The following is a 13,840-nucleotide window of genomic DNA, read 5'->3' as shown; positions in this document are numbered from 1 at the left end:
GAACGCATTTGGGAAGTCGGCCCCGCACGGGGTATGATCTTCCTGTCGCCGCGAGGGAAACCCCGAAAAGCGACAGGCCCCTATAGCTCAGTCGGTAGAGCGTCTCCATGGTAAGGAGAAGGTCAACGGTTCGATTCCGTTTGGGGGCTCGGAAGAAAAGGCCTCGCCCATCAGGGCGGGGCCTTTCGCATGCCCGCGGACGGGCCCGGGACCTCAGTCCTTCTGAAGTCCCGGAACCCGCATCGCCAGGATCGCCATGTCGTCGGACGGGGCATCCGAAGCGAAGCGTTCCACCGCGCGCATGATGCGGGCCGCGACCGCGCCCGCCGTGAGGCCGGTGCAGGTGGTGAGGACGTCGGCGAGACCGTCGTCGCCCAGCATGCGGGTGCCCTCGCGGCGTTCGGTGACGCCGTCCGTGACGCACAGCAGCACGTCGCCCGGGTCGAGTGTCACCCTCTCCTCGTACAGCTCCAAGTCCTCCATGACGCCGAGCAGCGGCTGGGGCTCGGCCGCAGGCAGCACCGTGCCGTCCTGGCGCAGACGCAGGGGGAGCGGGTGCCCGGCGCAGACCACCTTCAGCTCGGCGCTGCCGTCCTGCTGCGGGCGCAGCTCGCCGTACAGCAGCGTCAGGAAGCGGCTTCGGTCGCCCTCGTCGAGGATCGCCGAGTTCAGGCGCTCCAGCACCGCCGGGCCGCTCAGGCCCTCGCGGGCCAGCAGGCGCAGCGCGTGCCGGGCCAGGCCCGTCACCGCCGCCGCGTTCGGGCCCGTGCCGCAGACGTCGCCGATGGCGAAGCCGTAGGCGCCGTCGCCGATGGGGAAGAGGTCGTAGAAGTCGCCGCCGACCTCGTTGCCCTCGCCGGCCGCGCGGTAGATGACCTCCACCTCGACGCCGTCGATCTGGGGCAGGCCCGGGGGCAGGAGGCTGCGCTGCAGGGCCTGGCTGATGGCCGTGCGCTCGGAGTACAGGCGGGCGTTGTCCAGGGCCAGGGCGGCGCGGCGGGACAGGTCCTCGGCCAGCTCCAGGATCTCCTGCCGGAAGTGCTCGTCGGTGGGCTTGCCCAGGGTCAGCATGCCGATGACGCGGTTGCGGGCGACGAGCGGCAGGACGACCGTTTCGCCACCGACCGCGGAGGCCGTCGCGAGGGTCGGGCCGATGCCCGGGGCGATCCGGTGGGAGGGGCCGCCGGACAGGCCGAGGCTGCGCATCGAGCTGCGCAGGGCGGCCTGGTGGGCGACCTCGCCGGGAGTGCTCCAGACGCGGGCTCCGGGCGTCGGCACCGGGTCGGGGGGCGAGATCTTCGACAGCAGCGACTTGATGCCGTCGATCAGCTCCTCGTCCTCGTGCAGGACGTAGGACAGGTACGGCTCGGAGGCCTGGTCGGCGATGGTGTAGACGGCGCACCAGGTCGCGAGGGTGGGAACCGTCATCTGGGCCATCAGGGCCAGGGTCTGGTCGCGGTCCAGGGTGCCGGCCAGCAGGTCGGAGGCCTCGACGAGGAAGCTCAGCGAGCCGCGGCGCAACCGCTCCAGCTCGCCCAGGCGGGCCGATTCGACGGCCAGGGCGATCCGGTCGGCGGCGAACTGCAGGCGCAGCGCCTCCTCGTTGGAGTACCTGCCGGGGGCCTCGGCGGCGACGCCCAGGGAGCCGGTGAGGCGGCCCTCGACCTTCAGCGGGACCGTGACCACCGAGCGCATGCCGGTGCCGGCCAGCAGCGGAACGGCCCCGGGGACCGCGCTGAGGTCGTCGTGGACGGCCGGCATGCGCGCCGAGCCGTAGCGGCCGGGGCCCGCCTCGACGGGGACGCGGGCGAAGCGCTGGCGGGCGGAGGGCAGGCCGGTGGAGGCCCGCACCTCCAGCTCCGTCTCGTCGTCGGTGGCCAGGAGCAGGAACGCCGAGTCCGCGTCGAGCATGTCGCGGGCGCGCTCCACCGTGCGCTGCAGCAGGCCGTCGAGGTCGTCCGGGGCCGGGGAGCCGATGAACACCTCGAAGGGGTCGGCGTTCTTGCCGTCGGAGGCGGTGGCCTGGTCGCCGGAGGGGACGCGCGAGGGGGTCTGCAGGACGGCGCGCTCGTGGTCCCGTACCAGCAGGCAGACGGTGGAGGGCTCACCGCCCGTGTCACGCACGCGCAGGTGGGAGGCGTACACCGACGCCACCCGGCCGTCGGCGCCGCGGATGCCGTAGGTGCCCTCCCAGCGGGAGAGCCGGAGCGCCTCGGCGATACCGGTGCCGGTGCCCGGGGTGTGCGGCCAGGCCGCGAAGTCCGTCAGGGGCCTGCCGGTGGCCTCGGCCGCGCTGTAGCCGAAGAGTTCCTCGGCGTCCTCGTTCCAGGCGCTGATGGTGCCCTTGCGGTCGATCTGCAGGACCGCGACGCGGACCCGGCCGTCGGCCAGCGGGAGCAGGTCGATCGGCAGGACGGGGCCGGCGGTGCGGGTGCCGACCGGGCGTTCGGGCAGGTCGAGCTGGAACCAGACGTTCTTGTGCGTGGGCGTGTAGTCCACGCCCCAGCGGGCGGCCAGGGCGGCGCACAGCTGGAGCCCGCGGCCGCCCTCGCGGTCGAGGCTGCCCATGGTGGCGAGCGAGCCCTGGAGGGGCACCTCGCGCTCCGGGTAGCGGTCCGACACCTCGACGCGCACGCCGTCCTCGGCGCGCAGGCACAGCACGTCCGCCTGGGTGCCCGCGTGCACCACCGCGTTGGTCACCAGCTCGCTGGTCAGGACCACGGCGTCGTCGACGATGTCGGCGCAGCCCCAGCCCTGCAGGGTGTCGCGGACGAAGGAACGGGCGGTCGCGACCGATCGTCCGACGGGCTCGAAGCTGGCGGCCGCGCGCGCGGTGATCACAGAACTCCTTGACCGGTTGTCTACGTGGAGGGCTGCGGGGCCGGCCGGCTCGCGCCGCCGCTGCGGCACCCGCTCGCCCGTCGGCCCTCGTTCCGGGGGAGGTCCCCCGGGGATCAGTCCGGTGGTCATGGTCCGCGGCCGCCCCTCCCGTGCCCGCTCGTTCTCGTGCCACCGCCCAGACCGGTGGGACCGGTGCGGCTGGACAGCCGCATGCAAGGTTACTTACCTTCGCCGTCCGAGCGGATGCCGGTCGCCGGTGTTTACACCGCCAAGGTGCGGACGACGTGCGAAGCTGCCGAACTGTTATGGCCTGGTTCAGCCGGGGTGAAACACTGGGCAGGCTTCTGACGGAGATCCGGTCAGGCCGACTGCGTCCCGGGTGGGACGGGCAGCAGCCCTTGGTGCGGCCGTATCGCCTCCGGCGGGAACACGCAGCAGCAACCGGTGCGCGGAGGCGTCCGGGTGGGCCGGAACCGGCCCGCCGGGCCGAGGCGGCCGGGCACGGCAGTGATGGTCTACCCCTCCGGGAGGGACACAGTGGAGTCTGGCGCAGCGACGCGGGGCGCGAAGGCGCGCGCGAAGGGCGGGCCGTCCCTGGGCAGGAGCGGCGGCACCACCGCCGTGGACACGGCTGCCCTGAACCGGCTGCTGGCGGCTCTGCAGTCGATGCGCGACGGGAACTTCCGCAAGCGGCTCACGGTCTCCGGCGACGGCGTGATGTCCGAGATCGCGGCGGTCTTCAACGAGGTCGCCGACCGGAACATGCACCTGACGGGCGAGCTGTCGCGCGTGCGGCGCATGGTGGGGCGCGAGGGCAAACTCACGGAGCGGCTGGAGACGGGGACCTGCGAGGGCTCCTGGGCGGCCGCCATCGACGCCTCCAACGCGCTGGTCGACGACCTCGCGTGGCCCGTCTCGGAGGTCGGTCGGGTGCTGTCGGCCGTGGCGGAGGGCGACCTCTCGCCGCGCATGGACCTGCGCACGCAGGCGCCGGACGGCACGGGACATCCGCTGCGGGGGGAGTTCCTGAAGGTCGGCCGTACGGTCAACAACCTGGTCGACCAGCTGTCCACGTTCACCGACGAGGTCACGCGCGTGGCCAGCGAGGTCGGCACGGAGGGCAAGCTCGGCGGGCAGGCCCGGGTGCGCGGGCTCTCCGGCTCGTGGAAGGACCTCACGGACTCCGTCAACACGATGGCGTCCCGGCTCACGGCGCAGGTGCGCGACATCGCGCTGGTGACCACCGCGGTCGCCAAGGGCGACCTGTCCCGGAAGGTCACCGTCCACGTGGCCGGCGAGATGCTGGAGCTGAAGAACACCGTCAACACGATGGTGGACCAGCTCTCGGCCTTCTCCTCGGAGGTGACGCGGGTCGCGCGCGAGGTCGGCACCGACGGCATCCTGGGCGGCCAGGCGCACGTCCCGGGTGTCGACGGCACCTGGAAGGAACTCACCGACTCGGTGAACCTGATGGCCGGCAACCTGACGGCCCAGGTGCGGGGCATCGCCCAGGTGACGACCGCGGTGGCCAACGGCGACCTGTCGCAGAAGGTGACCGTCCCGGCGCGCGGCGAGGTCGCGCAGCTGGCCGAAACGATCAACCAGATGACCGAGACGCTGCGGATCTTCGCGGACGAGGTCACGCGCGTGGCCAACGAGGTCGGTGCCGAGGGCCGGCTGGGCGGTCAGGCGACGGTGCCCGGGGTCGCCGGTACCTGGAAGGACCTCACCGACTCCGTCAACACGGTGTTCCGGAACCTGACCACGCAGGTGCGCGACATCGCCGCCGTGACGACCGCCGTGGCCAGCGGCGACCTGTCGCAGAAGGTCACGGTGGACGTGGCCGGCGAGATGCTGGAGCTGAAGAACACCGTCAACGGCATGGTCGACCAGCTGTCGGCGTTCGGTGCCGAGGTGACCCGGGTGGCCCGGGAGATCGGTGTCGAGGGTGAGCTGGGCGGCCAGGCGCAGGTGCCGGGGGCGGCGGGCACGTGGAAGGACCTGACGGACTCCGTCAACACCGCGTTCCGCAACCTGACCGGGCAGGTGCGCAACATCGCCCAGGTCACCACGGCGGTGGCCAACGGCGACCTCTCGCAGAAGGTCACGGTCGACGTCTCCGGCGAGATGCTGCAGCTGAAGAACACCGTGAACACGATGGTGGACCAGCTGTCGTCGTTCGCCGACCAGGTGACGCGGATGGCCCGGGACGTGGGCACGGAGGGCCGGCTGGGCGGCCAGGCGCGGGTGGACGGCGTCTCGGGCACCTGGAAGGAGCTGACGGACTCCGTCAACTTCATGGCGGGCAACCTGACCGACCAGGTGCGGCAGATCGCCCAGGTGACGACGGCCGTGGCGCGCGGTGACCTGTCGCAGAAGATCGACGTGGACGCGCGCGGGGAGATCCTGGAGCTGAAGAACACCATCAACACGATGGTCGACCAGCTCTCCGCGTTCGCCGACCAGGTGACCCGGGTGGCCCGGGACGTGGGCACCGAGGGCCGGCTCGGCGGTCAGGCGCAGGTGCCGGGCGTCGCCGGAGTGTGGCGGGACCTCACGGACTCCGTGAACGGCATGGCCGGCAACCTCACCGCGCAGGTCCGCAACATCGCCCAGGTCGCCACCGCCGTGGCGCGCGGTGACCTCTCCCAGAAGATCACCGTGGACGCGCGCGGGGAGATCCTGGAGCTGAAGAACACGCTGAACACGATGGTGGACCAGCTGTCGTCGTTCGCCCAGGAGGTCACGCGGGTGGCCCGTGAGGTGGGCACGGAGGGCATCCTCGGCGGCCAGGCCGAGGTGCAGGGCGTCTCCGGCACCTGGAAGGACCTCACGCAGTCGGTGAACTTCATGGCGAACAACCTGACGATCCAGGTGCGCAACATCGCCGAGGTCACGACGGCGGTCGCCAAGGGCGACCTGTCCAAGAAGATCACCGTCGACGCCAGGGGCGAGATCCTCGAGCTCGTCACCACGGTCAACACGATGGTCGACCAGCTGTCCAGCTTCGCCGAGCAGGTGACCCGGGTGGCCCGTGAGGTGGGCACCGAGGGCATCCTGGGCGGCCAGGCGCACGTGCCGGGCGTCACGGGCATCTGGAAGGACCTCAGCAACAACGTCAACCTGATGGCCAACAACCTGACCATGCAGGTGCGCAACATCTCCCAGGTGGCGGCGGCGGTCGCCAACGGCGATCTGACCCGGCAGGTGACCATCGAGGCGCGCGGCGAGGTGGCGCAGCTCGCCGACACCATCAACACGATGGTGAAGACACTGAGTTCGTTCGCCGACCAGGTCACCAAGGTGGCCCGTGAGGTGGGCACGGACGGCATCCTGGGCGGCCAGGCGCACGTACCCGGTGTGGCCGGCACCTGGAAGGACCTCACCGAGTCGGTGAACCAGATGGCGTCCAACCTGACCGGTCAGGTGCGCAACATCGCCATGGTCACCACGGCGATCGCCAAGGGCGACTTGACCAAGAAGATCGACATTGATGCCCGCGGGGAGATCCTGGAGCTGAAGACGACGATCAACACGATGGTCGACCAGCTGTCCAGCTTCGCCGAGGAGGTCACCCGGGTGGCCCGCGAGGTGGGCACCGAGGGGCAGCTCGGCGGACAGGCGCGCGTGCGCGACGTCGACGGCACCTGGCGGGACCTGACCGAGTCGGTGAACGAGATGGCCGGGAACCTGACCCGGCAGGTGCGCGCCATCGCGCGGGTGGCGACCGCGGTGACCCGCGGCGACTTGAACCTGAAGATCGACGTCGACGCCTCCGGCGAGATCCAGGAGCTGCAGGACTACATCAACAAGATGATCGCCAACCTGCGCGACACCACGATCGCCAACAAGGAGCAGGACTGGCTCAAGGGCAACCTGGCCCGCATCTCCGGGCTGATGCAGGGCCGCCGGGACCTGGAGGACGTGGCCTCGTTGATCATGAGCGAGCTGACGCCGGTGGTCTCCGCGCAGCACGGGGCGTTCTTCGTGACGATGCCGCTGGTGGAGGGGCAGGGCCCCGGTGCCGACGGCGAGGACCCTTACGAGCTGCGGATGCTCGGCTCGTACGGCTACTCGATGGGTTCCATGCCGACCTCGTTCCGGCCCGGTGAGGCGCTGATCGGGACGGCCGCCCAGGAGAAGCGCACGATCCTGGTGGAGAGCGCGCCGAGCGGCTACCTGAAGATCTCCTCCGGGCTCGGTGAGGCCCCGCCCGCGCAGGTGATCGTGCTGCCGGTGCTGTTCGAGGGCAATGTGCTCGGGGTGATCGAGCTGGCCTCCTTCACGCCGTTCACGCAGATCCAGAAGGACTTCCTCAACCAGATCGCCGAGATGATCGCGACCAGCGTCAACACCATCTCGGTCAACACCAAGACCGAGCAGTTGCTGAAGCAGTCCCAGGAGCTGACCGAGCAGCTGCGGGAGCGCTCGGCGGAGCTGGAGAACCGGCAGAAGGCGCTGCAGGCCTCCAACGCCGAACTGGAGGAGAAGGCCGAGTTGCTGGCCCGGCAGAACCGCGACATCGAGGTGAAGAACACCGAGATCGAGGAGGCGCGCCAGGTCCTGGAGGAACGCGCCGAGCAGCTCGCGGTGTCGATGCGCTACAAGAGCGAGTTCCTCGCCAACATGTCGCACGAGCTGCGCACACCGCTGAACTCGCTGCTGATCCTGGCCAAGCTGCTCGCCGACAACGCGGAGGGCAACCTCTCCCCGAAGCAGGTGGAGTTCGCCGAGACCATCCACGGCGCGGGTTCCGACCTGCTCCAGCTGATCAACGACATCCTCGACCTGTCGAAGGTCGAGGCGGGCAAGATGGACGTCTCCCCGACGCGCATCGCCCTCGTCCAGCTCGTGGACTACGTGGAGGCCACCTTCCGGCCGCTGACCGCGGAGAAGGGCCTGGACCTGTCCGTCCGGGTCTCCCCGGAGCTGCCCGCGACCCTGCACACCGACGAGCAGCGGCTGCTGCAGGTGCTGCGCAACCTGCTGTCCAACGCGGTGAAGTTCACCGACTCCGGCTCGGTGGAGCTGGTGATCCGCCCGGCCGGCGCGGACGTGCCGGCCGGCATCCGCGAGCAGCTGCTGGAGGCCGGCTCGCTCGCCGATGCGGACGCCCCGCTGATCGCGTTCTCGGTGACCGACACCGGCATCGGCATCGCCGCCAGCAAGATGCGGGTGATCTTCGAGGCGTTCAAGCAGGCCGACGGCACGACCAGCCGCAAGTACGGCGGCACCGGGCTCGGCCTGTCGATCTCGCGGGAGATCGCGCAGCTGCTCGGCGGTGAGATCCACGCCCAGAGCGAACCGGGCCGCGGTTCGACGTTCACGCTGTACCTGCCGCTGCACCCGAGCGAGCTGCCGCCCCAGGGCTACCAGCAGTCCGTGATCCCGCTGGAGGCCGGCGACCTGGTCGCCTCCGAGGCCCACCTGTCCTCGGAGCTGTCCGCCGCGGAGGTCGAGACGCCGGCCGAGGTGGAGTCCTACCGGGAGACGCAGAACGGCGTCGCCGCGCTCTTCCGGCGGCGCCGGCGCGGCCTGCCGCAGGCCGAGCACCGGATGGATCAGCGCATCGAGCAGCTGCTCGAACAGCGGTCGGCGGCCGCCGAACAGGACGGCGCGCAGCAGCCGCTGCGCGCGGTGCGGTTCGGCGGTGAGAAGGTGCTGATCGTGGACGACGACATCCGCAACGTGTTCGCGCTCACCAGCGTCCTGGAGCAGCACGGGCTGTCGGTGCTGTACGCCGAGAACGGCCGCGAGGGCGTCGAGGTGCTGGAACAGCACGACGACGTGGCGGTCGTGCTGATGGACATCATGATGCCGGAGATGGACGGGTACGCGACGACCACGGCGATCCGCAGGATGCCGCAGTTCGCGGGCCTGCCGATCATCGCGCTGACCGCGAAGGCGATGAAGGGCGACCGGGAGAAGGCGATCGAGTCGGGGGCGTCCGACTACGTGACCAAACCGGTCGATCCCGACCACCTGCTGACGGTCATGCGGGAGTGGATGAGCGGCGGGTGACGGCACGGCCGGCGGGCGGCCGGGCGGCACGGGAACTTCGCGGGCGTGCGCGGAGTTCCCCGACGGGACGGCTCCGTGACGTGTGGGGACCCCGGATCCCGGGAACTCTCGGGTGGCCTGTGGCGTTTCCCTTGCGTGCACGGTGACATCACGGTGACAGGGTGTGGCGACGAGCGGGGTGCGGCTACGATGACCGGCACAAGGACGGGCGGCGAAAGGGAGTCGTCCCCTGGGGCGGCGCCCGGCGTAGGGCCGGGGCGAGGAGGGCGGGCCATGGTGCAGAAGGCCAAGATCCTCCTGGTCGATGACCGGCCGGAGAATCTGCTGGCGCTGGAGGCCATCCTCTCCGCGCTCGATCAGACGCTGGTGCGGGCATCGTCCGGGGAGGAAGCGCTCAAAGCGCTGCTCACGGACGATTTCGCGGTCATCCTGCTGGACGTCCAGATGCCCGGCATGGACGGTTTCGAGACGGCCGCGCACATCAAGCGGCGGGAGCGGACCCGGGACATCCCGATCATCTTCCTCACCGCGATCAACCACGGCCCGCACCACACCTTCCGGGGCTACGCGGCGGGCGCGGTGGACTACATCTCCAAGCCGTTCGACCCGTGGGTGTTGCGCGCGAAGGTGTCCGTCTTCGTCGAGCTGTACATGAAGAACTGCCAGCTCCGGGAGCAGGCGGCGCTGTTGCGGCTCCAGCTGGAGGGCGGCGGCAGGGGCGCGGTCGGCGGCACGGAGTCCGCGGGGCTGCTCGCCGAACTCTCCGCGCGGCTCGCGGCCGTCGAGGAGCAGGCCGAGGCGCTGTCCAAGCAGTTGGACGACGAGTCCGCGGACGCCGCCGCGGTGGCCACCGCCGCGCACCTGGAGCGCAAACTCACCGGTCTGCGCCGCGCGCTGGACGCCCTGGAGCCGGGCACGGGCGGCGGCGGGGCGCCGCTGCCGGCCCAGAACTGACGCGCGCCGGGAGCCGGGTCGGCCGTGGGAACGCGTCAGTTCCGCGCCGTACCAGGGGCGACACGAACGGGTGAAGCAGTGGGCACACGTGTCCCTCGGCGCCTCCCCCGGTAACCTCACACCATGGCCTCACGTCCCTCCGCAGCCAAGAAGCCGCCCGCGAAGAGGCCGGCCGCTCCCGCGAAGGCTCCGGCGAGGAAGGCCGCCGCGAAGAGGGTTCCGGCCAAGCGGGCGCCCGTCGGGAAGGCTCCGGTGCGCAGGGCCGCCCCCAGGCCGGCGGCGAGCCCCACGGGGGGCGTGTACCGGGTGGTGCGCGCCCTGTGGCTGGGCCTCGCGCACGCCGTCGGCGCCGTCTTCCGGGGCATCGGACAGGGCGCGAAGAACCTCGACCCGGCCCACCGCAAGGACGGCGTCGCGCTGCTGCTGTTCGGGATCGCGCTGATCGTCGCCGCCGGCACCTGGGCCGACCTGCGCGGCCCCGTCGGTGACCTGGTGGAGATCCTCGTCACCGGCGCCTTCGGCCGACTGGACCTGCTCGTGCCGATACTGCTCGCGGTGATCGCCGTGCGGTTCATCCGGCACCCGGAGCAGCCGGAGGCCAACGGCCGGATCGTGATCGGCCTGTCCGCGCTCGTCATCGGCGTGCTCGGCCAGGTCCACATCGCCTGCGGCTCGCCCGCCCGCAGCGGCGGCATGCAGGCCATAAGGGACGCCGGCGGTCTCATCGGCTGGGCGGCGGCGACCCCGCTGACGTACACGATGACCGAGGTGCTCGCCGTACCGATGCTGGTGCTGGTGACGGTCTTCGGTCTGCTCGTGGTCACCGCCACCCCGGTGAACGCCGTCCCCCAGCGCCTGCGGACGCTCGGTGTGCACCTGGGCGTAGTGCCCGACCGCGAGGAGGACTACTTCGGCGAGGACGACGAGCGCTACGACGAGCAGTGGCGCGAGGCACTGCCCGCCCGCCCGGGCAAGCGCCGGAGCGCCCCCGGGGTCACGACCCCGAGGGAGCCGAGGCGGAGGCACTCTCGCAGCGCCGCGGCCGCCCCCGGCGCTCCGCGGTGCCGCAGCCCGATCCGCAGCGGCGGATGGACGCCGTGGACGTCGCGGCGGCCGCCGCGGCCGCGCTCGACGGTGCCGTCCTGCACGGGATGCCGCCGTCCCCGGTCGTCGCCGGCCTCACCCAGGGAGTGGGCGCGGGCGACCGCGAGGACACCGCCCCGGTGCCCGCGTCCGCGGCCGTCCCCACGCCCCCGGCGGCGCCGGTCCCGGCCGCCCGCCCGAAACCGGGGCAACCGCGCGGCGGGAGCGTTCCCGACCTCACCAAGAAGGCCCCCGAGGTGCCCCGCGAGCTGCCCGCGCGCGCGGAACAGCTCCAGTTGTCCGGGGACATCACCTACGCGCTGCCCTCGCTGGACCTGCTCACGCGCGGCGGCCCCGGCAAGGCGCGCAGCGCGGCCAACGACGCGGTCGTCGCCTCGCTCACCCAGGTCTTCTCCGAGTTCAAGGTCGACGCGGCCGTCACCGGCTTCACCCGCGGCCCGACGGTCACCCGCTACGAGGTCGAGCTCGGCCCCGCCGTGAAGGTGGAGCGGATCACCGCGCTGACCAAGAACATCGCGTACGCCGTCGCCAGCCCCGACGTGCGCATCATCAGCCCCATCCCCGGCAAGTCCGCGGTCGGCATCGAGATCCCGAACACCGACCGGGAGATGGTCAACCTCGGTGACGTGCTGCGCCTCGCGGAGTCCGCCGAGGACGACGACCCGATGCTGGTCGCCTTCGGCAAGGACGTCGAGGGCGGATACGTGATGCACTCGCTGGCGAAGATGCCGCACATGCTGGTCGCCGGCGCCACCGGCTCCGGCAAGTCGTCCTGCATCAACTGCCTGATCACCTCGGTCATGATGCGGGCGACCCCGGAGGACGTCCGGATGATCCTGGTCGACCCCAAGCGCGTGGAGCTGACCGCCTACGAGGGCATCCCGCACCTGATCACGCCGATCATCACCAACCCCAAGCGGGCCGCCGAGGCCCTGCAGTGGGTGGTGCGCGAGATGGACCTGCGCTACGACGACCTCGCGGCGTACGGCTACCGGCACATCGACGACTTCAACCGGGCCGTCCGCGAGGGCCGGGTCAAGCCGCCGGAGGGCAGTGAGCGCGAGCTGCAGCCGTACCCCTACCTGCTGGTGATCGTGGACGAGCTGGCCGACCTGATGATGGTCGCCCCGCGCGACGTCGAGGACGCCATCGTGCGCATCACGCAGCTCGCGCGCGCGGCCGGCATCCACCTGGTGCTCGCCACCCAGCGTCCGTCGGTCGACGTCGTCACCGGTCTGATCAAGGCGAACGTGCCCTCCCGGCTCGCCTTCGCCACCTCCTCGCTCGCCGACTCCCGGGTCATCCTCGACCAGCCCGGTGCCGAGAAGCTGATCGGCAAGGGCGACGGCCTGTTCCTGCCGATGGGGGCGAACAAACCGACCCGCATGCAGGGCGCGTTCGTGACCGAGGCCGAGGTCGCGCTCGTCGTCCAGCACTGCAAGGATCAGATGGCGCCGGTCTTCCGTGACGACGTCACCGTGGGCACCAAGCAGAAGAAGGAGATCGACGAGGACATCGGCGACGACCTCGACCTGCTGTGCCAGGCGGCCGAGCTGGTGGTCTCCACCCAGTTCGGGTCGACGTCGATGCTCCAGCGCAAGCTGCGCGTCGGCTTCGCCAAGGCGGGTCGGCTGATGGACCTCATGGAGTCCCGGAACATCGTCGGACCCAGCGAGGGATCCAAGGCCCGTGACGTTCTTGTGAAGCCTGACGAGCTGGACGGCGTGCTGGCGGTGATTCGCGGGGAGTCTGAGGGGTAGGGCAACGGGCCACCCGGCGTGTCGGGTCTACTCCGGGTGGCGGCGCCGCCGTGATCCACCCGTTAGCGGGCGGCGGGCAACCGTTTCCCCCCACCGCACGTCAAGTTGAGCGAACGGACAGGCCGGGAAACCGTCCCCGGATCCCGGGCCCGTCCCGCCGTCGGAATGACCGGCCCTCCGATGGCGTACAAAGTCGTACCGTCCGGTTGCCCCACTTCTTCGAACCCGCCCTAGACTGAACCCCCAGCACAGGTGGCTCACACGCTGAAAGGCGCCCCCGTGTCCATCGGCAACTTTCCTGAAGACGAGCGTCCCTTCCCCGACGTGTCCGAGGAAGCCCGTCCCTCCGTGGGACGCGCCCTGAACCAGGCGCGCATCGCGGCCGGGCTCACCGTCGACGGCGTCAGCAGCGCCACGCGTGTCCGGACCGCCATCGTGCACGCCATCGAGGCGGACGACTTCACCCCCTGCGGCGGCGACGTCTACGCCCGCGGGCACATCCGCACCCTGGCCAGGGCCGTACACCTCGATCCCGAACCGCTGATCGCGCAGTACGACGCCGAGCACGGCGGGCGGCCCGCGCCCACCCCCGCCGCGCCCCTGTTCGAAGCGGAGCGCATCAGGCCCGAACGGCGCGGACCGAACTGGACCGCCGCCATGGTCGCCGCCATCGTCGTCGTCATCGGCTTCGTCGGGTTCACCGCGGTCAAGGGCGGCGACGGCGGCAGCGACGCCAAGTCGCAGCTCGCCGACGGTGCCGAGCAGGCCGCCAGCACGGCCGCCTCGCCCACCCCCCAGAAGCACGAGCCCGCCCCGCCGAAGCCCGAACCCTCCGACAGCGCCATCGCGGCCGCGCCGCAGGACAAGGTGACCGTCCGGGTCAGCGCGGCGAACGGGCGCAGCTGGATCTCCGCCAAGGACCACAACGGCCGCATGCTCTTCGACGGACTGCTCCAGAAGGGCGCCTCCAAGACCTTCCAGGACAGCTCCAGGATCAACCTGATCCTCGGCGACGCCGGCGCCATCCAGCTCTACGTCAACGGCAAGAAGATCGAGGACGACTTCCGGGCGGGCGCCGTCGAGCGCCTCACGTACACCAAGGGCGACCCCGAGGTCGGCTAGGGGCCCGCGGGCGGGGCGTGACGGGGTCGGCCCGGATC

General features: G+C 71.3%; 4 protein-coding genes, 1 tRNA gene and 1 pseudogene. 5 read left to right on the top strand and 1 reads right to left on the bottom strand.

The window, feature by feature from the left end; translation table 11 throughout:
- The first annotated feature begins 76 nt into the window (after positions 1–76).
- Positions 77–149, top strand: a tRNA-Thr gene (locus tag QQY24_RS08400).
- A 64-nt stretch (positions 150–213) separates the two neighbouring features.
- Here QQY24_RS08400 and QQY24_RS08395 read toward each other — a convergent pair.
- A complete protein-coding gene (locus tag QQY24_RS08395; protein ID WP_301972050.1) occupies positions 214–2,970 on the bottom strand; it encodes a SpoIIE family protein phosphatase in 2,757 nt (918 codons plus the stop codon).
- Between the two features lie 408 nt (positions 2,971–3,378).
- Here QQY24_RS08395 and QQY24_RS08390 point away from each other — a divergent pair, with 408 nt between their 5' ends.
- The 4 genes and pseudogenes from QQY24_RS08390 to QQY24_RS08375 all read left to right on the top strand — a co-directional run bounded on the left by QQY24_RS08390 (position 3,379) and on the right by QQY24_RS08375 (position 13,802).
- Complete coding sequence (locus tag QQY24_RS08390) at positions 3,379–8,862, top strand: HAMP domain-containing protein (protein ID WP_301972048.1); 5,484 nt, start codon at positions 3,379–3,381, stop codon at positions 8,860–8,862.
- Positions 8,863–9,135: 273 nt separating this feature from the next.
- Positions 9,136–9,816 (top strand): two-component system response regulator, encoded by a 681-nt coding sequence (locus QQY24_RS08385; protein WP_301972047.1) that lies wholly within the window; start codon positions 9,136–9,138, stop codon positions 9,814–9,816.
- Positions 9,817–9,939: 123 nt separating this feature from the next.
- Positions 9,940–12,680: pseudogene (locus tag QQY24_RS08380) on the top strand (DNA translocase FtsK).
- Positions 12,681–12,959: 279 nt separating this feature from the next.
- Positions 12,960–13,802 (top strand): helix-turn-helix domain-containing protein, encoded by an 843-nt coding sequence (locus QQY24_RS08375; protein ID WP_301972046.1) that lies wholly within the window; start codon positions 12,960–12,962, stop codon positions 13,800–13,802.
- Positions 13,803–13,840: the final 38 nt, after the last annotated feature.

Source organism: Streptomyces sp. TG1A-8, from assembly GCF_030499535.1.
Taxonomy (GTDB): Bacteria; Actinomycetota; Actinomycetes; order Streptomycetales; family Streptomycetaceae; genus Streptomyces.
This window is presented reverse-complemented; position numbering and strand designations above follow the sequence as displayed.